Below are 22,296 nucleotides of genomic sequence, written 5' to 3'. Positions count from 1 at the left end.
GGTTAACAGTATCTATTAAACCCGTCATCAAAAATATGAAAGCGCTTAAAAATCATTGGGTACTTGTCATAGCGGTTTGTTTTTTGAGATAGGGGACGGTTTTAGTGGTTTTCAAAAAAAACCACTAGAACTGTCCCCGTGGTTATTTCGATTTTTACTAAATTATCCAATATAAAATTCCATTTTACTTAAATTAATATTCTGAATTTATCTATTTATTAAACTCTTTTAATACCTGTAAAACCTTACCTTATCAACAACAAAACAAAATTTAGCAGGGGATTTATTTTAGTAAAAATAACAATAAAACGTTTACATTTAGTAAAATAGATAATATAATCAAGGTGTCAGAATAAAAGGAGGATCACTATGAAGCTAGTAAAATCAATTTTATCTTTATCCATTGCAGCAATTTTTCTTTTAGCAGGTTGTAGTTCATCGTCTGACGTTGGCAGCAGCGACAAAACAGCAGACGGAAAAATCAAAATCCGATTTGCTACATGGGATGTTGGGGACGATGTTAAATTACAGCAAGGTTTAATTGATAAGTTTAATAAAACTCATAAAAATATAGAAGTTATTTTAGAAGCTTATGGAAGTGATTATGATACAAAAATCACAGCTGGTATGGGTGCGAAGGATGCTCCAGACGTGATGTATATGTGGAACTACCCTCAATATAAAGATGCATTGGAACCTCTAGATTCCTATATTGAAAAAGAGGGTGCAGAGTACAAAGATAATTTCTATAACACTCTTTGGAACTACAATTCAGCAGATGGAAAAGTCCTGGGATTACCAGTTGGATACACCACTCACGTCGTTTACTATAACAAAGCCCTTTTTGATAAAGCTGGAGTAGAATATCCAAAAGCGGGTTGGACCTGGGAAGATCTACAAGACACAGCTAAAAAGCTGACAAACAAAGAGACTAAAGTTACTGGATTTGCTTTCTCTGGTAAGCCAGACCCATATGATTTTGAAATGTACCTATGGGGCAACAACGCTTCTTATGTTGATAAGGATGGAAACCTAAAAGGAAACCTGGACTCAAAGAAATCAATTGAAGTTTTTAAAATGTTCCAGAACATGGCGAAAAAAGGCACCGCCATTACCACAGAAGGTTCCGGTGATACAGAAATGAAATCTGGTAAAGTAGCCATGTTTGTTTATGGCGCCTGGGGATTAAAGCCATTAAAGGAAGCCGGCATTGATTACGGTGTAGTGGAATTACCAAAGTTTAAAGCTGGAAAAAGTGTAAGTATTTTAAGCTCTTCAGGAATTTCCGTTTCGAAGGATTCTAAGCATAAAAAAGAAGCATTTGAGTTTATTAAATTCTGGACTAGTGAAGAAGCGAATAAAGCAAGAATAAATTTCGAGTTGCCCGTTCTAAAATCGGTAGTAAAAAGTGAAAAGCTTGAGCAAGATGAAATTAGAAGTGTGTTCTACTCCATGCTGGAAAAGAGTGACGGCTACACACCATCTTCCTTCATCGTTGATGACTGGAGTCAAGTATCTGAAAATCTAAATCTTGCCTTCGAAGAGATCTTTAACCCAAGTACATTCATGGATCCAAAAGAAGCATTAAGCAGTGTTGCGGAGTAAAACGTAAGTACGTAAGAGGTTAAGCACTTCACCTGAGAATATGGGGTGCTTTCCTCCATTTTAATCTGAACTTTAAGGGGTCATCTAATGTTTAGTAAATCGAAAAAAGCGAATAGCTATCAGCTGGTAAGTGGAAAAGTACCCTATTTATTTATTTTACCTTGGATTATTGGGTTTTTGGTGTTTACCTTGGGACCGTTGGCTTTTTCATTAGTCATGAGTTTCTTTGATTGGCCCATTACAAGTGAACCGACATTTATTGGGATCGACAACTATAAAAATATGTTTACAATCGATCCTCAATTTTATAAATCCTTAGGTATTACCTTTAAATTTGCCGCTATTTTCGTTCCGTTAAATCTGGTTATAGCCTTAATACTTGCCCTTCTCATTACTCAACCTGTAAAAGGAATGAAACTATTCCGTACTATTTTCTATCTGCCCGCTGTTGTTTCCGGTGTAGCGATTTCTATTATATGGGGATGGATTTTCAACTCTCAGTACGGAATATTAAACTATGCTTTATCCTTCATTGGGGTGGAAGGGCCAAAATGGCTGATCGATCCAAAATGGGCCATCCTTACGATCGTCATCGCAAGCGCTTGGGGAGTAGGGACGATGATGCTGATTTTCTATACTGATATTAAGGGAATTCCTGCTGAAATATATGAAGCGGCAGCCATTGATGGTGCGAATCCGCTTCGTCAGTTCATTAGCATCACCATTCCAAGTATTACGCCAACGATTCTATTTAACGTGATTACTTCTGTCATTGCGGCATTACAGCAATTAACACTGGTTCTCCTGCTAACAGGCGGCGGTCCGTTGAAATCAACCTATTTCTACGGTTTGTATGTATTTAATAACGCGTTTAAACACCATCATTTAGGCTATGCAAGTGCAAACGCATGGTTCATGTTCATCATTATTTTACTTTTAACCATGGTAATCTTTAAATCATCATCCGCGTGGGTCTTTTATGAAAATGAAGTGAAAAAAGAAGGGAAGTAGTAGAAATGAAGATGTCAATGAAGTACAAAACAATCGTATACATCCTTCTTGGGTTATTTTCACTTTATTTCTTATTGCCGTTTGTGTGGGTCATTCTTTCTGCATTAAAAACGGAGGCCGAGGTTTTCAGCTTTCCTCCAAAGATTTTTCCAGATGTTCCGCAGTGGGGCAACTTTATGGATGCCTGGAACAGCCAGCCTTTTGGAAAGTATTTTATGAACTCAGTAATTGTTTCTGTGATGACCACTTTAGGACAATTGATTTCATGTTCCTTGGTTGCCTATGGATTTGCCCGATATGATTTTAAATATAAGAATATCCTATTCATTCTATTGCTTTCAACGATGATGATTCCATGGGATGTAACGATGATTCCTTTATACATGGAATTTAAAATGTTCGGTTGGATTAATACCTTAAAGCCATTAATTATCCCAGCCTTTTTTGGGTCTGCTTATTATATCTTTTTGCTAAGACAGTTCCTTATGAATATTCCTAAGGATCTTGAAAATGCAGCGAGAATTGATGGAGCGAATGAATTTCAGATTTTCTATAAAATATTCTTCCCGATTATGAAGGCACCGCTTATCTTAATCGCAGTATTAAATATTTTATTAGTATGGAACGACTACCTTGGTCCATTAATTTATCTTCAGGACCAATCAAAATATACGTTGGCACTGGGACTTGCAGCGTTTAAGGGAGTTCATAACCTGCAAATTTTACCGATTATGTCGATTACATTAATCATGATTATTCCTCCTGTATTAGTCTTCTTGTTTGCTCAGAAATACATTGTGGAAGGAATTAGTGGTTCAATCAAGTAGTTTTCGTAAAAATGCCCGGTGTTCAACTAAGATTCATTCGGAGGGAGATAATATGCTACGTGAAATGAAAAGATGGGAAAATATCGATCTGACTGGGATCAATAGACTTCCCGCACATACGAATTTTTATCGATATAATAATAGAGAGAAGGCAGCTTCCTTTAATAAAGAAAAAAGTATCGGATATCAATTACTCGATGGAGTTTGGAAGTTTCTATTTGTAGATGCACCGGAGCTTTCACCAAAGGGCTTTGAGACAGAGGATTTTGCGATTGAGAGTTTGCATGATATGGAAGTTCCGTCCAGCTGGCAAATGAAAGGCTACGGCAACATGCATTATACCGATGTGTTGTACCCTTTCGCAATCAATCCGCCATTTGTACCGCAGGAAAACCCAACTGGGATCTATTTTAGAGAGCTCGTGATCGACGAACTTCCAGAGGAAGAAGCGTTTATTATAAAGTTTAATGGTGTGGATTCCGCGTTTGATTTATATGTAAATGGACAGCATGTTGGTTTCAGTAAGGTTTCAAGATTGCCTTCTGAATTTGATATAACGAAGTTTGTGAAAATAGGAAACAATCGCATAACAGTTAGAGTCTATCAATTTTCCGACGGGACCTATTTAGAGGATCAGGATATGTGGTGGCTCTCCGGAATTTTTAGAAGCGTAGAGTTATATACAATCAATCAAAATACGCTGCAGGATGTTTTTGTTGAAACCCTGCCTACTGAAAACTACAAAAAATTCACATTGAAAATTGGAGGAAAGTTTTTTACCGATTGCGTAACAAATCTTGGAGCGACTCTTCGATATAGAAATGAAAAAGTGGATGAATTTGTGATAAATGTGGTTGATGGCATTTTCGAAGTCAATAGATTAATAGAAAATCCTCTTTTATGGAATGCCGAAGAGCCCAATCTTTATCTTCTTGAACTTAAATATGAATTGCCAACCGGCGAAAAAGAGATTGTTCCGCTCAGAATTGGCTTCCGTTCTATCGAAATCATAGATAACGAAATTCGTGTCAATGGAAAACGTATTTTCTTTAATGGTGTGAATAGACATGATGCTAATCCAAAGACTGGTCGAACGGTAAGCTATGAGGATATGCTGAGAGATGTCAAACTGATGAAGCAGCATAATATAAATGCTGTTCGGACTGCCCACTACCCAAATAATGATGTGTTCTATGATTTGTGTGATGAGTACGGGTTATATGTAATTGATGAGGCCGATCTGGAGTGCCACGGCTTTGAAAATACAGGCAATTACAATTGGATTTCCGATAATGAGCTATGGGAAAAACAATATGTTGATCGCGCCGTCCGCATGGTGAAAAGAGATCGCAACCATCCAAGTGTGATCATGTGGTCACTTGGAAATGAATCAGGAGCAGGACGTAACTTCACTTCCATGTACAAGGCCATCAAGGCGATCGATCCAACTAGACTAGTTCATTACGAGGGTGACAGAGTGGCAGCTTACAGTGACGTATACTCAACGATGTACACTCGATTAAAGCCACTTGAAGAAATCGGAAAAGATACGGAAGGCAAGAAGCCACATATTCTATGTGAATATGGTCATGCAATGGGGAATGGTCCTGGGGGCTTAACCGAATATCAACAGGTCATGCGAAAGTATCCCAGATTACAAGGCGGCTTCATTTGGGAATGGTGCGATCATGGTATTGAAACTACAGATCAAAATGGCGATACCATCTATCTATACGGAGGAGACTACGGAGACTTCCCAACCAACGGAAATTTCTGTATTGATGGGCTTGTGTTCCCGGATAAAACACCATCCCCTGGGCTCCTTGAGTATAAAAAGGTGATTGAGCCGATTGTAACAGAGGAAGTAAATTTACAAGAAAGCAAGGTTCGCGTTAAGAACCTGTATGATTTTAGGAATTTAAGTGGCATCTTGCTTCATTTTAGGTTAACATCCTTCGATTCACTCATCGAAGAAAAAACAATCAAATTGCCAAGCATAGATCCGCAGGAAGAAGTGGAGATGGTTTTACCAATCGATTTAGCGAAAGCAACTCAGCATGACGATGTTCGGATCTATCTAAGCTATCAGGAACCTGAAGATACCCTCTTTGCAAAAAAAGGCCATGAGATTACGAAGGAAAGCTTCTTAATTGGTTCTACTAAAGTTGATAAAACAGTAAAAGTTTTCGTCTCTAACGGTTCGGATTTTTGTATCGAGGAAGAAGCGGCTCGGCTTACCATTGAAAACAACCAGTTCAAGGCTGTTTTTTCAAAGGTATTCGGAACACTGGAATCCTTTACAGCAGATGGAGAAAAAATAATCCATAAAGGGCCTGAGGTAACACTTTGGAGAGCGATCATCGATAACGATATGTATAAAAAGGATGACTGGATCAATAAGTACTTCCTGAAAAATACAAAAGAACAGCTTGGAACGGTTACGTACGAAGTGTCTGAAGACTATATAGATATTGAAATGACTAAATATTTATCAACCATAAACCAGGCGTGGGGCTTCCACCTAACTTATAACTACCGTATCACGAAAAATGGTGCCCTAAACATTGACCTTAAAGGCAGAAAGGTTCTCAGAGGTAAGGAGATTCCAGAAATGCTGCCGCGGATCGGAGTTACCATGTATCTAAATCAGGATTATAACCATGTCACTTGGTATGGACGCGGCGATTCTGAATCGTACCAAGACACGAAACGCAGTCAAATCATTGGATTATACAGTAAGTCGGTTGAAGAAATGCATACTGATTATGTGTATCCTCAGGAAAATGGTTCACGCTGTGATACTTCTTTCCTAGCGGTAGCAAAGGATGAAGACTTATATTTAATTAATTTTAAAGAGGAATATGATTTCACCATCCATGATTATGAGACGAGTGCTCTTGAAGAAGCAAAGCACCGCGGTAAAATCAAAAAGTCACCTTACAATGTATTGACGATTGATTACAAGCAAAGTGGTGTTGGAAGCAATAGCTGTGGCGAAGAACAGCTTTCTCCGTATCGAGCAGGAGTCGAGGATTTTCATCTTCAATTTGAAATGAGAAAAATCAGGAAGAGCAGCCTGGCAGAAGAAAGAAAATTTTTTACAGCACGTTAAAGTAAGCAGGGGAAACTCTGCTTATGATATAAAAGGAGAAAGAATCCATGAAACTAGATATTAGAGAAATTCCTTTTTCCAGATTTGGTTCCTATTTTTGTATATCACAGGAAAAGGAGTCTGAGGAAATTTATATCCGAGACGTACACGGCGGGGATGACGCACCATCTAAGCTTTTTAAACTTGATTTGTTACAGGATGGTCTTGAAAAAGAGTTCGACATCCTTGCGTCAGAAACGGCTTTACGCTTCCATTTAGCAGGAAATGAAGAGAAGTTTGTTGAATTCATTCTTCCTGAGGAGAATGAACTTCATATTAAAACAAGCGGAGTCGAGGTCCGTTTGCAGGCAACTAAAGTGAAGTACGATACATTATATGAATATAAGGAGGGGGTGTATGAATACCACCTCTATCCGAAGGAATTAAAGCTTATGATCAGCAGACTGTCAGGCGATATCTCGGTTGATGCGCCATGGAATGTAATTGGGAATGATTTCATCGACATTCGTATGAAAAATGGCCATTTTGTCATGGAAAGCTATCGTACAGTTTTTAAACAAAAGCTATACGATAGCTTTGAAGCAGGGAAGGAAAAGGTCGAAAAGCTATATCGGGAATGGACAGCAAATGTTGGGAAGAAGAGCGTGGTTTACCAGAACTCGATTGATCGGGCTGCGTATATTACCTGGTCAAGCGTGGTCCACCCTCACGGCATCCTAAAAGATTATGCGATGTATATGTCAAAGCTTTGGATGTATAATATTTGGTCCTGGGATAACTGTTTTAATGCATTGCATTTAGGTGCAAAGTATCCGGAGTTGGCTTATTCGCAGTTAAAAATCTTTATCAATACCCAGGACGAATCAGGGGCTTATCCTGATTTTGTAAATGATAAATTTGTATCTTATAACTGCACTAAACCACCGATTTTTACGTATGTGTATGAAAAACTGATGGATATGAATGACTATTTTAAAGATGAAAATCGGCTGCGAGAGATTTATGAATCTACAAAAAAAGTCATGCAATATTATGACCAATATAGAACCTATGAAGGCAGACTATCTCATTACAAGCATGGAAATGACTCAGGTTGGGATAATGCGTCATTGTTCCATCAAGGAATGCCGGTCGAAGCTCCAGATTTAGCAAGCTTTTTAATCAGATCGTATGATAGTTTATCTCGTTTTGCGGGGTTGCTTGGGGAAGAAGCAGAAGCGAACCAATTTACTAAAAAGGCAGATTCCTTATTTGAATTACTGATGGAGCGGCTTTATGACGAAAATGGTTTCTTTGGACGTGTTGGAAAAAATGCGGAAAAGATAAACATCCGTTCCAGTTTGATCTTACGATTGCCCGTTATCATTGGCTATCGTTTGGATACAGAGGTCATGAATCAGCTTGTTACGGATCTTATTGAAAACTTTGAAACTCCATATGGTCTTGCAACTGAAATGCTGTCAAGTCCGTTTTATAAGGAAAATGGATATTGGCTTGGGCCGATTTGGGCGCCTGTTACCTATCTTTTTGTTGATTCTTTAACAAATTTTGGCTACAGTGAGATTGGAAAGAGGATCAGAGATAAGTTTTTGAATCTTACATTAGTAGGTGGGATGGCAGAAAATTTTGACCCTATTTCCGGCAAAGGACTTGTAGATACCTCCTTTACGTGGACATCTAGTGTCTTTCTGGAACTAGTAGAGAAAAATTTAATGGAGGACTAAATGCGTAAATACATTGGGGAGATCGCTCTTACGATTGTAGCCATTATTTGGGGAAGCGGGTTTGTGGCAAGTGCGGTTTCACTAGAGCACTTTACACCGTACCAGATTTTAGCGATTCGGTTTTTGATTGGTGTGCTTTTGCTAAGTCTTGTATTTTTTAAGAAACTAAAAATGATTAAAAAGAGCACGATTATTAAAGGATCCATTATTGGAATCTTTTTATACTTGGCATTTGCCCTGCAAACGGTCGGACTGCAATATACAACACCATCAAAAAATGCCTTTTTGACTGCGGTAAATGTGGTGATTGTTCCGTTTATTGTATTTTTTATTTATAAGCGAAAAATGGATAAGTTTGAGCTTTTTGGTTCAATTTTGGCGATTATAGGTGTCGGCGTCCTATCTCTCAAGCTTACAGCTGAAGTAAATTTAGGGGATTTGCTTACTTTGTTGTGTGCGGTAGGATTTGCTTTCCATATTTTCTATACAGCAAAGTTTGTCAAAGATGAGGATCCGATTCTATTAACGATTATTCAGATGGGAACCGCGGCGATTTTAGGATTGATTGTCGTTTTTATAAAAGGAGAAACAAGCTTTTCGATGAATGTCGTAGGGGTTTCCAATCTGTTATATTTGGGTGTTTTTTCCACAACGATTGCGTTTTTACTGCAGACGTATGCGCAAAAATATACGACAGAAACAAATGCGGCCATCATTTTATCAACTGAAGCATTATGGGGTATGTTATTCTCCATCATCCTGTTAAGTGAAGTTATCACTAGGAAAATGATTATTGGAGCAATCCTGATTCTATCTGCGATTATCATTTCTGAAACGAAGCTCGCTTTTATCAAAAAGAAAACCATTGAAGAAGCATTGTAGTCACTGGATAATGCCAGTAATTTGGAGTTTGTTGTATGACAAAAGATCTATATAAATACAAGTTAAGTAGGTATGCGAAATGGCAACGATTAAAGATATAGCAGATTTAGCACAGGTTTCAATGGCGACAGTCTCCAGAGTGTTAAATTACGATGAAACATTGAATGTTGCACCGGAGACGAGAAAGCGAATTTTTGAGGCCGCAGCTGAATTAAATTATGTCGTAACCCCGAAAAAGAAGAAACCCAAAAAAAGGGAACTCATCGGTCTTTATTATTCCTATTCGCTTGAAGAGGAATTAATTGACACTTACTATTTGTCCATCCGTGTGGCTTTGGAAAAGAAGCTTGAGAGTTTGGGGATGGAGCTCTATAACATTAGTAAAGACGATACTAAGAAAAGCATTTCGAAAATAGATGGCATCATCTGCCTTGGAACGTTCAAGAAGGCAGACATTGAATTAATTAAAAGTTTTGAGAAGCTGTCCGTGTTTGTAGATGCAAATCCTGATGAAAACTATTTTGATTCTGTCGTAATTGATTTCAATTCCGCTACGAAAAATGCACTGGATTATTTAATTGATTTAGGTCATCAAAAAATTGGTTTCATTGGCGGGGTTGAAACCGATATGTATGGGAACCGGTTCAAAGATTTGCGGCAGGATGTTTTTGAGTCCTATTTAAAGGAAAAAGGTATTTTGAAAGAGGAGTTTGTCAAAATCGGCGGCTATAATCCAAGGGATGGATACTTGATCTTAAAGGAAATGCTAAGGGGGGACGAAAAACCAACCGCTGTGTTTGTCGCAAACGATTCAATTGCGGTCGGTTGTTATAAAGCAGCTTATGAATTAGGAGTCAAAATTCCCGTTGACCTCAGTATCGTCGGTTTTAACGATGTATCATCTGCGCAATACATGGTTCCGCCGCTAACAACTGTAAAACTATACACCGAAATAATGGGGGAAACCGCCGTCGATCTCCTATTAGAAAGAATCGCAACCAAACGAGAAATTTGCAAAAAAGTAACGATCCACACAAAACTAATCATAAGAGGTAGTGCTGCAACAGTAAAAGCTTAGTTCCTGTCTCGCAATAAGATTGATTTTAAACTGTCTTTAATAGACACAGGTGGTTTACAACTTAAAATTGAATCATGGACATGAAGATTATCATGGCTGGCGTTTCGAGATTTATTGTCGATATGTTCCCAATCTTCTTCGTGTACAGTTTAAATGGATCTGTAAATGATTCTGCGGTAAGTGATTTATTAGCCTAGGGGCGGTTCTATTGGATTTAATTTCTAGGAGAACCGTCTCTGTAGTTACTACGATTTTGTAAAATAAAATATCAACATATCAAACAATTTAAAGACAATGGAATAAACTTCCAGTTGAGAACCTTGCGTTCAGAGGTTGCCTACTGGCGCAAAGCCAATTAGATTCACAATTGGTTTGTAGTATCTGTGTTAAATGAAGTAAATGAATGCGGAACATATGAAGTTTCCAAGGGCGCTAAGGTTCCCAATACTTGATCATACTATAGGGAACATCATCTATTGAAAGGATAGGATCTTTTTTTAAATTCATATCTTCGCTGTCCGGAACGATGAGAAAGGTTTCTCCGTTCTTTTTGTTCACTTCTCCTCTAAATTTCTTATATACGAGATCACTTGCGATCTCTAAGGAAGAAGCTTCAATAGTTCCTACTATTTTGTACCTATAATGACCAATATGAGACTTTCCTTCTAAAACCATATATTTCATCTAAACTCCGTCCTTTCCTTTTTAGTTCTTTACCCTTTTTCATCCTCTAACAACCATCACGCTTGATATAACTTAGTAGATATGGTGTTAAATTTTTGAAAGAAAGGGTACTAAACAATAGAAAGAGAAGGGGTGGAGCTGTTTTGGTGAAAAACGAATAAGGAGATGATCTTTTGGAAGAATCAAAACAGAGTTATTATCTTAATATTCAATCTCACGAGATTTTTAGTGAACCTGATGGAGTAGAATGGGATTTTAAAATCGAAGCAACGTCAAGTCAATTGGCTGTCCTAGAAAGGCTGTTTGATCAAACCGATGAAACCGATTGGGAAAGTTATTTTCGTGCTCACATTCCTTATCTTGAATATCATCATCAGCCCCAAAATAAAGAATATGACCGACGGCTGTACCTTATCTATTCCTTCCTATATTATTTAGGTGATGAAAAAACACGCCAACATGTAGCCGATATGGGAATAATAAATGGAGATTTAGCAAAATTGAAACACTAAAAAAGCGTGGTTAACCACGCTTTTCGCCTTGTTCTTCGCAAAAAAAATTTAACTTTGTATGGATTGAAGTTTTTTCTTCCTCCAAGGTTTTAAAAATGAAATAATAAAAATGAAAATGGTAACGATCACTTGAAAGTAGACCGCATCTTGTCTAATCTCGTGATTCCGAATGAAAAGTGGATTGGTTAACGCCATTTCTTTTTGGGTCTCCAATAATTCCATATTCGCGACCATTAACTTGTCGACAACAAAAATTCCAATGAACGTTTGGATCATATAAAGAACAAATTTCACTCCAACCCATTTATGCTTGAAAAAGCCCCAATTAGTGAAAAATCCGTATGTAAAACCAATTAGTAATGTTCCAATTGCACCCCATCGGATAATATTATCACTAATTACAATAAGGTTTTTATATCCAAGATAGGACTCATCATATTTTGTTAAATCAATATGAAAGTTTAAAGCCAAAGAACTTAAAATTCCTCCGAAAAATAATACTACTAAAAAAACGTGGATCATTTTCAACCATTTCATACCGTTTGGACCTATTTTTTTCATTTTCTAAACCCCCGAGTTGCTCTGTTTTTTTATTTTAATGAATATTTATACACCCTTTTAAACCCATATAGCTTTATTAAATGGGCCTGCCGCTTCTTGCCGTGTTCATTATAATAGGTGGAAAATGATCTGATAATGAGCCACGGTCTTAATTCTATCTACTTCTGTGGTCCTATTTTGAAGGCATTTCTACAATGGTAATCTTTCAACTAAAAAGTGTAATGTTACTATACACCTCATTTCGCCATTAACATGGATAAATCAATAAAGCAAAAAGACGAAATCTTTGTGATTCCGCCTTCAAATGGTAGGGCTAATTGTTATATTTGCTCTTCAAAAGGGAACGGGATACAGGAATTGAAGTTTTTTTCTCGAAAAATTAAAAAGGGAACTGACTATTTCTGATCGCAGGAAATATGTATATATAATAAAACCCGTAGGTTAACGATTGTTGCTTTATTTTTAAAATCTCAAAGAAAATAGGTGGATGTCACGATGTCAACCTTAACAGCATTTCTCCCCAGCTTATCCGGTTTTAAATTTGGAAACAACTTTCCACCTGTTCCATTAAAGAAAATAAACGTGTTGGGTCAGCAGATTCCAATTGGTAATGCTTCCTATGGTCTTTGTGGCGGAATGATTCTTGCGGTTATAGATTATTTTGAAGCAAAAATGCTGATTCCGTCCGATCTGACAGCTCCTGCCTCTGGTCCATTGTTCGAATATATTGTGAATCGGCAGATTGACAGCTTTCAGTTACCCTTAGGTTTGATGAAATATATGGTACTCATGAATCCTTTCCTCCCGGACCATGAAACAAAGGCTAGGAATATAGGCGCTGCCTCACACGGAAGGGTGTGGAAAATGATGAACGAGGAGTGGCCGAAAATTAAAAATGATCTCGATAACGGAATGCTTTCACCGCTTGGTTTAGTTAGAGTAAAATCCCTTAATCCATTTGAGATAAGAAGAAATCATCAAGTTCTTGCCTACGGGTATGACTTGAATGAAAACAATCTGTCCATTCATATCTATGACCCTAATTTTCCAAACGATGATCAGGTAACCCTAACCTTAAATATGGGGGAGCACAAGTCATCAACAATCGTTGTTCATTCAAAATCATCTGAACCGATTTATAGTTTTTTTAAAACGGAATATAAGTTTAAAAGGCCGGAAGTTTTGAACTAGATGGAGGAGCGGCGGTTATATCCGGAGACGATTGAGCCTGCTGCAGATTAATCTTGCCATACACACGAAGGTAAATAAAGAAACTTAGCGATGCTTCTACAAGCATCGCTAAGTTTCTTTCTATTAATATCACCTGGTTAGTCAGTAAGCCCCTGGCAAGGTAAATAAACACGAAAAACCGTCCCGGTTCCCAGATGACTTTCAACCTCAATTCTTCCTCCATGAGCTTCCACAATAGAATGGGTGATCGATAATCCGAGGCCTGCTCCACCAGTCCGTCTCGCCCGGGAAACATCCGCACGATAAAAACGGTCGAAAATTAGAGGCAGACTCTCTTCAGAGATTCCAGAGCCATTGTCCTGAACGGAAAGCTCAGCAAACCGATTAGATACTGAAAGGGAAAGCTTTATGAATCCAGATTCAGGATCGGTATGTTGAACAGCATTATTAAATAAATTAAGAATGACTTGTTTCAATTTATCTGGCTCATATAACCCTGTAACGTCTTCAGCAAGTTCAAATTGAATTGTTCGTTCTCCGGCCAGAACCTTTAGCTGCGGTTCCATTTCTACGATTAACTGTGAAAGATTAGTCTTTGAAGCCCGCAAATCAGGGTCACGGTCTAGCTTTGTAAGCAATAATAAGTCCTCAACCAATTTAATGATCCGCCTGGATTCACCCTGCATGCTGTTTAATGCTTTGTACAGCTGTTCTGGACGAGCGGCCGCTCCTCTTAATAATACTTCTAGAAAGCCGTTAATGGATGTAAGTGGTGTTCGCAGTTCATGCGAAGCATCTGCAATAAAACGTCTCATTCGTTCCTTTGTTTCTCGTTCATGCTCAAAGGATCTATCTAATCTCCCTAACATGTCATTAAACGAAAGGGCTAAATGGTCGATCTCTTCCTGTCCCTGGTCAACTGGAAGGCGTTTTTCTAAGTTGCCGGCATTGGTTTTCTTTACCGCCCTTACCATTTTGGATAAGGGGACAAGTGTTTTCTTTAGGACTCGCAGGTAAATTCCGAGGCCTCCGGCTAATGCCAAAGCGGATAGAATAGAAAAAATCAATAATTGCTGAAGAAGGATGTGTTTGAGCGGTCCCGTATTGGTTCCGAGCTGCAGGACCCCGGAAATTTGACCGGGAAAATATCCCACTGGTTTAAACACAATTAATTGCTCAATTCCCTTTGAATTCGATTCAATTTTATATTGAATATCCTTTTGAACAATAAAATTCTGCATAAGTGTTTGGTATTCTTTTGTAGAAAGTTTTGGCGCCTGGATGCTGCTATTTTCTAATAGGTCTTGATAGTTGCCGTTTTGATCGATAAGCGCAAGCGACATATCCTGCAAAAAGAAAAACCGATTATTCGGCTGTGAGGGGGTATCCCCATTGTTGGCATCAGGGCTCTTATTGTCAATGGTTGAATTTCCAAAACCAATGTCTTTTGGCAAAGACATCAGCCTTGCACTTAGGGTTTCTGCTTCATTTTGATACAAAAAATCCTTCATGACGAAGTACTGTGTTAACCCTATGGTTAGTAATATAAAAGCCAAAATGACTAAGGTGCGTGCAAGTAGTTGATAACGTAACGAGCGGGGAGAGAATACATTCTTTATTTTCCAATTCCTCATTAGTAATCCACCCGGTAACCTGAACCCCTTATGGTCCGAATAACCTCATGTTTCTTATCGCTTAGCTTATCTCTTAGTGACCGGATGTACACTTCGACAATGTTTTCTTCCCCTAGGAAATCATACCCCCAAACCCGATCTAATATCATGGCTTTGCTCATCACAATCCCGTGGTTCATGACCAAAAATTTGAGAAGCTCGTATTCAGTTGGAGATAGCTCCAATATTCTTTCATTATAAATGAACTCTTTTCTGCGGTCGTCCAGTTTAAAAGGGCCATACATGACTTCATTGAAAAGATTCGGGAATTGATTGCGCAGGCGGGCTTGAATTCTCGCCAATAATTCTTCAAAACTAAACGGTTTGATGACATAATCATCTGCTCCAATGGTTAACCCTTTTACGCGGTCTTCCACTTCATCTTTCGCTGTAAGCATGATGATCGAGGTTTGCGCACCGCTTTTTTTAATCATTTTACATACTTCAAAACCGTCCATTCCAGGCATCATCACATCCAATATCGCAATGTGCGGTTCAAATTCCTTGGCTGTATTGATCGCCATTAATCCATCTAATGCGGTTTGCACCTCATATCCTTCACCTGTCAAACCCATCTCTAAAAATTGCAAAATATGTGGTTCATCATCGACTAGTAAGATTTTTATTCCATCTTTCGTATTCATGTACATACCTCCCGAATCTAATGAATCTATTTTCGACTATTTAGCTGAAAATTACCTTAAGAAAATCTGAATATCAACTTAATCGAATAAAAAATGTTGTCCGTTATGTAGTAAATACTTAATATAATACGGCTCAGCAAGCTTGCTGAAAAGCTTTCCTTCTATAAATAAGCGGAAAATGTGTTAAAGGTAAATGGTCAAATTTACGATTTATTAACTCAAATTGTTCACTATAGTTAGCCACAAAAATACACCCCAAAAGTTAGATTTCACTCTAACTTTTGGGGTGTAGTACATCTTCAACTCTAACCCTGTTAGTACTTTTTATATAAAACCGATACCAATTCCGCAACGGAATCCTCCACATCCAAATCCGCCGCAACGGAATCCTCCACATTGGAATCCACCACAATGGAATCCTCCGCAATGGAATCCACCACATCGGAATCCACCACAATGGAATCCTCCTCCACAGTGTCCGAAGTGACGAAAATCATTTAGATATTGTTGAGTATAGGGATCAATTGGGTTTAGCCCACCCACTTGGTAATGATCCATGCCCAACATTTGTAATTCATTTTGAAAATTTTGCAAAGTTACCCCCCCTATATAAATATCTTAAACAGATAATAAACTGAGAGCTTCATTAAGATCATTTTTAGTTCCGTTAGAAAAACCACTAAATATCTCTGGTACTCTCTTCAACAAGGTATGGTTCAAATTAGGTCACTGTTACTGATTTAGGTGCCTATTTCTAATAGTGTAATAATATGGACAGCACTTGTAGAGTTTTCCTGAACAAACTGTTTTTTTTGAAAATTGCACCTTTTCAAGTGGAACTAGTATAATACAATTTATATTAGCCTATTGATATTAGCGTTCTGTAAAAGTGAGGTAAATTCAAAATGAATCGAAAAATTAATAATATAGCTGTTGGAAAACCGAAGGAATACAATTGGAATAATAAAAAAGAATTTTCTGGAATAGGAAAATCGGCTGTACAATCCTTTAAGGTGGAACAATCTATCATTGTTGGTGATGATGTTGCAAATCACAAATTTCACGGGGGACCTGACCGTGTAGTATGTTTGTATCCATTCGAGCATTACTCTTATTGGGAAGAGGTATTTCAAAAAAAGCTTATTCTACCTGCTTTTGGGGAAAATATTACGGCAACAGGGATGACGGAAGATCATGTTTGTATTGGTGACATATATAAAATAGGGAATACTATTCTTCAGATAACACAAGGGAGGGTACCTTGTGTATCTATCTCGAATTATAACGAAGAAAAACAACTTTTAAAGAAAGTGATTGAAACGACTCTAACCGGTTACTTTTTTCGAGTATTGGAAGAGGGAACTATTATGTTCGATTCGGATATAACTCTTTTGGAAAAACACTCAAAAGAAATATCCGTTTCCTTTGCTACACAAATTCTTTTTCATCAAAAAGAAGATAAAGCATCAATTGAAAAAATATTGACAGTGGATGCCCTTGCAGAGGACTGGAGGAATAGATTTTTAAAATTGTTATGATTCTTCTCTGCGTCGAAAACTGTGGATAACGCTAAAACCTAGCCTAAAAAGCTAGGTTTTTTTATGTATATCTATTGAACTAAAATCCCAGTAGCTAAAGACGGAAAGGTGCCGGGGAAAAGGCGGCCGCCTAGATCGGAAATCAACAACGAATCTAGAACAAACGTTTTTTAATTTGATAGATTTTCAGGAAACATTCAGCTTTTCTTCAAACGTATTTCAGTTTGATGATGCACAATACAGACATGAACGAAATAACCAACAAATCATGCGGCTGATGGTAGGCTGCAGGACGAAAGGAAAATGAATATGGAAAACGTAAAAACACATCCTTCAGATACAGTTCAGTCGAAAAAAGGTAAATTGGCAACTTTTATTACAGGCCAGCCGGGAGATCCGCCATGGGAAAGGCCCGCTCTTTGGATCTTATTGGTGTTGACAGCAATAGGGTATATATGGGGGCTTGGACAATCAGGCTGGGCCAACTCATTCTACAGCGCTGCGGTTCAGGCGGGGACGAAGAGCTGGAAGGCATTCTTCTTCGGTTCTATTGATGCATCCAACTTTATCACAGTGGATAAGCCGCCTGCCTCCTTATGGGTGATGGAGCTATCCGCTCGAATCTTCGGCTTTAATTCATGGAGCATGCTTGTTCCAGAGGCACTTATGGGAGTAGCAAGCGTATGGATTCTTTACCTGACCATTCGCCGCTGGTTTAGCGCCGGTGCAGCGCTGATTGCTGGGGCAGTGCTAGCCCTGTCACCGGTCGCGGTTCTTATGTTTCGTTTCAATAATCCAGATGCACTCTTGATATTGTTGCTTACGGCAAGTGCCTACGCATTTACGAGGGCGCTTGAGGAAGGGAAGACAAAGTGGTTAGTGTTGGCCTCTGCGCTCATTGGCTTTGGCTTTTTGACCAAGATGTTAGCCGCTTTCTTTGTAATCCCCGTATTTGTATTTGTCTATCTGTTTTTTGCACCCGTATCGGTACGCCGACGTCTGCTGCAAATCGTGATAAGTGCGATTACCGTAGTGGTATCAGCATGCTGGTGGGTCGCGATTGTCGAGCTGATTCCAGCCTCGAAACGCCCCTTTATTGGGAGCTCGCAGAATAACAGTATTCTAGATTTAATCTTCGGTTACAACGGTTTGGGACGGCTTACAGGAAATGAGTCCGGGATGAGCAGTACCAAAGCGGCATTCGGAGCAACAACCAATGAAGCAGCTGGTCAAGCAGCAACTATGGGACCAGCTGGTGGCGGGGGCATGGGAGCTAATTTTGGCGGCACCACTGGTTTAGGACGTCTGTTTAACTCCGAAATGGGTGGCCAGATTTCATGGCTGATTCCCGCTGCACTTATCTTAATGATTTTCGCTATTTGGCTTGTTCGCCGTAATTGGAAAAGTGATCGTACGATTCCGGCATTGCTTTTGTGGGGTGGTACGTTCTTCGTCACCGGTATTGTCTTCAGCTTTGGACAAGGGACAATTCACCCGTACTATACGGTTGCTCTAGCTCCAGCGATCGGTGCCATGATTGGTATTTCTGTGGAGGTTCTTTGGGCTAGAAAAGACCAATTATCCGCTCGTATAGGTTTAGCGGCGGCAGTTGGTTTGACGGCCGTTTGGTCATTTGTGTTACTCAATCGTACATCTACCTGGCACCCATGGCTCCGTACGACTATATTGATCCTTGGTGCATTAGCAGCCATTGTTATGGTGATTGGACCTAAGCTTGGCAATAAAGTAATGATGGGTGCTGCCGCGGCTGGCTTGATTGCCTCCTTGGCTGGTCCGTTTGCTTATTCGATCCAAACGATTGCCACACCACAGTCCGGTTCAATGCCTACGGCAGGTCCAGCAACAAGCGGCAGCGGTTTTCCTGGTGGTGCTGGTGGAGGTCAAATGCCACCTGGTGCTAATTCCTCTAATTCGTCTGATGGACAATCCGGAAACGCCGGCTTTGGAGATCAAATGCCATCTGGAGCTAATTCAACTGATTCGTCAACTGGACAACCATCCGGAGGCCCTAATTTTGGTGGTCAAACTCCTCCTGGGAACGATACATCCAACTCGTCCACAGGGGAATCTGCAGGTGCTAATGCTCCTAGCGGTAATACTGCTGGTAATCTCAAACTGGGTGGTGCTGGAGGTTTTGGTGATAACGCCACACCTGGCAAGAATATCGTGAAATTGCTGAAACAGGATGCTTCTAAATATACGTGGGTTGCGGCGACCGTTGGATCACAATCTTCTGCTCCATACCAGCTTGCAACAGGTGAACCAGTTATGGACATCGGCGGCTTTACTGGAAGTGATCCATCACCAACTCTTGCTCAGTTTAAGAAATACGTAAGTGAAGGAAAGATTCATTATTATATTAGTGGTGGAATGAATCGTGGAGGCCCTATGGCCAGCAGCACGACTAATGACAGTTCTACAAATGGCAGCACCAACGAAGAAACAAACGGAAGTACGCCTGGTGGTAACTTCCAAGGCGGTCCAATGGGAGGATCTAATTCAGAGATCGCGACTTGGGTCCAGAACAACTTTAAATCAAAAACAGTGGATGGTGTCACTGTCTATGATTTAACACAGCCAAAAAGTAAATAAAAAATCAGCTATTCTTAAGGATTGAGCTCTGTATGGACAGGACTCAATCCTTTTTTTATTGACCGTTTTATAAATATGGCTGACCCTCGCATGAACAACTTTATCATTTTCAGGAAACATTCAGCTTTTCTTCAATCTGATTTCAGGGTAGGGGCTCATACTGAATTCATAAACAATGAAGTTTTTTAAAGGAGTGATACGAAATGATGAATCCATCTATTCAATACTCAATAGTAGTACCGGTTTACAACGAAGAAGCCGTGATTCATGAAACCTACCGTCGATTAACCGAAGTCATGACCTCCAGCGGAGAACCTTACGAGCTTCTCTTTGTGAACGATGGCAGCCGCGATCGAACAGCTGACATCATCAAAACCTTCAGCGAAAAAGATCCATCCGTTATTTTACTAGATTTTTCACGGAATTTCGGTCATCAAATTGCGATCACAGCAGGAATGGATTATTCAAGAGGGAAGGCCGTTGTCGTCATTGACGCAGACCTGCAGGACCCGCCCGAGCTTATCCTGGAGATGATTGAAAAATGGAAGCAAGGATATGATGTGGTCTATGCAAAACGAACGAAACGGAAAGGGGAAACGGTTTTTAAAAAATACACCGCTAAGCTGTTTTACCGGTTTTTACGTTCGATGACGGATATTGATATTCCACTCGATACAGGAGATTTTCGCTTATTAGATCGCAAAGTGTGTGATCAGATGAATAACCTTCAAGAAAAAAATCGATTCGTCCGCGGGTTAGTGAGCTGGGTTGGGTTTAAACAAATTGCGGTGGAGTATGAACGAGATGAGCGCCTAGCTGGAGAGTCCAAGTACCCGCTCAAAAAGATGTTGAAATTGTCGATGGATGGGATTACGTCCTTTTCCTATAAACCATTAAAATTAGCTAGCGTTGCTGGCGTAATCTTATCAGTAATCGGATTTTTATATTTGTTTATCGTCCTGTACTTGAGGATCTTTACCGATGCCACCATAACAGGATGGTCCTCTCTTATTGTGATTCAGTTGCTTTTTAACGGGATTATTTTATTTATTCTTGGGATCGTCGGTGAATATATTGGACGGATTTATGACGAATCGAAACAGCGTCCACTCTATATTGTTCAAGAAGTCTATCAGAAAAAATCAGAAAAGAAATGGTTGTACAAATGATCAAGAAATGGTTGTCATTGATTAAATTTGCCCTCGTGGGGGTAGTTAACACCTTGATTGATGTGATTATCTATGCGGTCTTGACTAAGTTCCATTTAAACTACCTCGCGGCTCAATGTATTTCGTATAGTGCCGGGGTTCTAAACAGCTATTTGATGAATCGGAAGTGGACGTTTGAACAAAAAGAAAAAGGAAGTAAGCGTGAATTCTTTACTTTTATCGGTGTGAATCTGATTACGCTGCTGATCACTACATTTTTATTAACTGTGTTTTATAAAAGGCTGGGTATCTCATTGCACATTAGTAAGTTACTAGTCACAGGGATCAGCGTTGGAATCAATTATCTGGGAACGAAAACATTTGTATTTACTAAATTGAAGGAAGAGGGACAAGTCTATGAAGATTAAAAAAGCCGTTATTCCAGTCGGGGGACTGGGTACTCGTTTTTTGCCGGCAACGAAGGCACAACCAAAAGAAATGCTGCCGATTGTCGATAAACCAGCGGTCCAGTATATTGTGGAAGAGGCAGTGGCATCAGGAATTGAAAGCATTATTTTTATCACCGGACGCAATAAAAAATCGATTGAAGATCATTTTGATAAATCGGTGGAATTAGAACTTCTGTTAGAAGAAAAGCAGAAAGTTGATATATTAAAAGAAGTGCAGCAGATTTCTTCCATGTCCAATATCCACTATATCCGTCAAAAAGAACCATTAGGGCTTGGTCATGCCGTATTATGTGCGGAACAGTTTATTGGAGATGAGCCATTTGCTGTACTGCTTGGTGATGATATTATGATTTCAGAAAAACCCGCGTTAAAACAATTGATTGATACGTATCATCGGACGCAGCAATCTGTGATTGGTGTGAAAAAAGTGGCCATGGAAGATGTTTCAAAGTATGGGATTATTGACCCAGGCAGCAAATTTGGCCAGGTTCATTCCGTTAAGGATTTAGTGGAAAAGCCTGCCATTGCCAATGCTCCATCGGATTTGGCTGTGATGGGACGGTATATCTTGAATCCATCGATTTTCTCGTATTTAAAATCCATTGAACTTGGTGTCGGAAATGAACTGCAATTAACAGATGCCCTAAGGCTTTTATGTCAAAAAGAAAGACTGGTGGCGTTAGATCTTATAGGAAAACGTTATGATATCGGGGATAAGGTAGGGTATTTAAAAGCGATGATTGAAGTAGCTCTTCAGCGAGAAGATTTAAATGATAGCCTGCTCTCTTATCTAGAAAAATTAGTAGAAACTGAACGGACCCAAAACTCTGTTTATAGGTCTAAATTGAATAAAAATAAAAAAATCTCTTCAGCATCAAGCTGAAGGGATTTTTTTCTAAATTTTACTTTAACTTCGGAAAGCTGTAAAACGTGCAGTAGGACTCAGTAAATTAGACGAACTAAAGCTGGTGGCAATGGTTCAATTGGTAGATACATAGATTTTTAGATTTATATAGTGTGTCA

The 22,296-nt window shown here is 39.1% G+C and carries 19 protein-coding genes; 14 read left to right on the top strand and 5 right to left on the bottom strand.

Annotated elements, in window-relative coordinates:
* The first annotated feature begins 369 nt into the window (after positions 1 to 369).
* The 7 genes from V7266_RS24470 (at position 370) to V7266_RS24440 (ending at position 10,239) form a co-directional block, all read left to right on the top strand.
* Complete coding sequence (locus tag V7266_RS24470; protein WP_335471769.1) at positions 370 to 1,605, top strand: ABC transporter substrate-binding protein; 1,236 nt, start codon at positions 370 to 372, stop codon at positions 1,603 to 1,605.
* 87 nt (positions 1,606 to 1,692) lie between these two features.
* Positions 1,693 to 2,616 (top strand): carbohydrate ABC transporter permease, encoded by a 924-nt coding sequence (locus V7266_RS24465; RefSeq protein ID WP_335471768.1) that lies wholly within the window; start codon positions 1,693 to 1,695, stop codon positions 2,614 to 2,616.
* 5 nt (positions 2,617 to 2,621) lie between these two features.
* Positions 2,622 to 3,443: a carbohydrate ABC transporter permease gene (locus V7266_RS24460; RefSeq protein WP_335471767.1), complete on the top strand. Its 822-nt coding sequence runs from the start codon at positions 2,622 to 2,624 to the stop codon at positions 3,441 to 3,443.
* 52 nt (positions 3,444 to 3,495) lie between these two features.
* On the top strand, positions 3,496 to 6,555 hold the full coding sequence (locus tag V7266_RS24455) for a glycoside hydrolase family 2 TIM barrel-domain containing protein (protein WP_335471765.1): 3,060 nt from the start codon (positions 3,496 to 3,498) through the stop codon (positions 6,553 to 6,555).
* Positions 6,556 to 6,602: 47 nt separating this feature from the next.
* The gene (locus V7266_RS24450) at positions 6,603 to 8,279 is read left to right on the top strand and encodes an amylo-alpha-1,6-glucosidase (RefSeq protein ID WP_335471763.1); all 1,677 of its coding nucleotides are present in this window, start codon (positions 6,603 to 6,605) and stop codon (positions 8,277 to 8,279) included.
* Positions 8,280 to 9,161: a DMT family transporter gene (locus V7266_RS24445; protein ID WP_335471761.1), complete on the top strand. Its 882-nt coding sequence runs from the start codon at positions 8,280 to 8,282 to the stop codon at positions 9,159 to 9,161. It begins immediately after the preceding gene.
* Positions 9,162 to 9,240: 79 nt separating this feature from the next.
* Positions 9,241 to 10,239, top strand: a complete 999-nt coding sequence (locus V7266_RS24440; RefSeq protein WP_335471760.1) for a LacI family DNA-binding transcriptional regulator — start codon at positions 9,241 to 9,243, stop codon at positions 10,237 to 10,239.
* Positions 10,240 to 10,671: 432 nt separating this feature from the next.
* On the opposite strand, the gene V7266_RS24435 is transcribed toward V7266_RS24440, so the two are convergent.
* On the bottom strand, positions 10,672 to 10,923 hold the full coding sequence (locus tag V7266_RS24435; RefSeq protein ID WP_335471759.1) for a hypothetical protein: 252 nt from the start codon (positions 10,921 to 10,923) through the stop codon (positions 10,672 to 10,674).
* Positions 10,924 to 11,096: 173 nt separating this feature from the next.
* Here V7266_RS24435 and V7266_RS24430 point away from each other — a divergent pair, with 173 nt between their 5' ends.
* On the top strand, positions 11,097 to 11,435 hold the full coding sequence (locus V7266_RS24430) for a hydrolase (RefSeq protein ID WP_335471758.1): 339 nt from the start codon (positions 11,097 to 11,099) through the stop codon (positions 11,433 to 11,435).
* A 48-nt stretch (positions 11,436 to 11,483) separates the two neighbouring features.
* Here the strand turns inward: V7266_RS24430 and V7266_RS24425 are convergent, their stop codons facing one another.
* The gene (locus tag V7266_RS24425) at positions 11,484 to 11,996 is read right to left on the bottom strand and encodes a DUF2269 family protein (RefSeq protein ID WP_335471756.1); all 513 of its coding nucleotides are present in this window, start codon (positions 11,994 to 11,996) and stop codon (positions 11,484 to 11,486) included.
* A 495-nt stretch (positions 11,997 to 12,491) separates the two neighbouring features.
* On the opposite strand from V7266_RS24425, the gene V7266_RS24420 reads away from it, so the two are divergent.
* Positions 12,492 to 13,187, top strand: a complete 696-nt coding sequence (locus V7266_RS24420; RefSeq protein ID WP_335471755.1) for a hypothetical protein — start codon at positions 12,492 to 12,494, stop codon at positions 13,185 to 13,187.
* A gap of 137 nt (positions 13,188 to 13,324) precedes the next feature.
* Here the strand turns inward: V7266_RS24420 and V7266_RS24415 are convergent, their stop codons facing one another.
* The 3 genes from V7266_RS24415 to V7266_RS30805 form a co-directional block, all read right to left on the bottom strand.
* Positions 13,325 to 14,821, bottom strand: a complete 1,497-nt coding sequence (locus V7266_RS24415; RefSeq protein ID WP_335471753.1) for a sensor histidine kinase — start codon at positions 14,819 to 14,821, stop codon at positions 13,325 to 13,327.
* A complete protein-coding gene (locus V7266_RS24410) occupies positions 14,821 to 15,504 on the bottom strand; it encodes a response regulator transcription factor (protein ID WP_335471752.1) in 684 nt (227 codons plus the stop codon). The genes V7266_RS24415 and V7266_RS24410 overlap by 1 nt, the downstream gene beginning before the upstream one ends.
* Positions 15,505 to 15,828: 324 nt before the next feature.
* A complete protein-coding gene (locus V7266_RS30805; protein ID WP_420491497.1) occupies positions 15,829 to 16,062 on the bottom strand; it encodes a hypothetical protein in 234 nt (77 codons plus the stop codon).
* Positions 16,063 to 16,409: 347 nt separating this feature from the next.
* Between V7266_RS30805 and V7266_RS24400 the strand changes: the two genes are divergently transcribed.
* From V7266_RS24400 to galU, 5 genes are all read left to right on the top strand, one after another.
* Positions 16,410 to 17,042 carry an MOSC domain-containing protein gene (locus tag V7266_RS24400; protein WP_335471749.1) on the top strand — a complete coding sequence of 211 codons (633 nt, stop codon included), beginning with the start codon at positions 16,410 to 16,412 and terminating at the stop codon, positions 17,040 to 17,042.
* A gap of 303 nt (positions 17,043 to 17,345) precedes the next feature.
* On the top strand, positions 17,346 to 19,655 hold the full coding sequence (locus V7266_RS24395) for a glycosyltransferase family 39 protein (protein ID WP_335471747.1): 2,310 nt from the start codon (positions 17,346 to 17,348) through the stop codon (positions 19,653 to 19,655).
* Positions 19,656 to 19,861: 206 nt separating this feature from the next.
* The gene (locus V7266_RS24390; protein ID WP_335471771.1) at positions 19,862 to 20,824 is read left to right on the top strand and encodes a glycosyltransferase; all 963 of its coding nucleotides are present in this window, start codon (positions 19,862 to 19,864) and stop codon (positions 20,822 to 20,824) included.
* On the top strand, positions 20,821 to 21,231 hold the full coding sequence (locus V7266_RS24385) for a GtrA family protein (RefSeq protein ID WP_335471746.1): 411 nt from the start codon (positions 20,821 to 20,823) through the stop codon (positions 21,229 to 21,231). Before V7266_RS24390 ends, V7266_RS24385 begins: the two co-directional genes overlap by 4 nt.
* Positions 21,221 to 22,156: a UTP--glucose-1-phosphate uridylyltransferase GalU gene (galU, locus tag V7266_RS24380; RefSeq protein WP_335471745.1), complete on the top strand. Its 936-nt coding sequence runs from the start codon at positions 21,221 to 21,223 to the stop codon at positions 22,154 to 22,156. The genes V7266_RS24385 and galU overlap by 11 nt, the downstream gene beginning before the upstream one ends.
* The last annotated feature ends 140 nt before the right edge of the window (positions 22,157 to 22,296 follow it).

The sequence above is a fragment of the Neobacillus drentensis genome (genome assembly GCF_036965645.1).
GTDB classification, from domain to species: Bacteria; Bacillota; Bacilli; order Bacillales; family Cytobacillaceae; genus Neobacillus; species Neobacillus drentensis_D.
The sequence above is the reverse complement of the archived record's forward strand: the minus strand, read 5'-3'. Positions and strand labels throughout refer to the sequence as shown.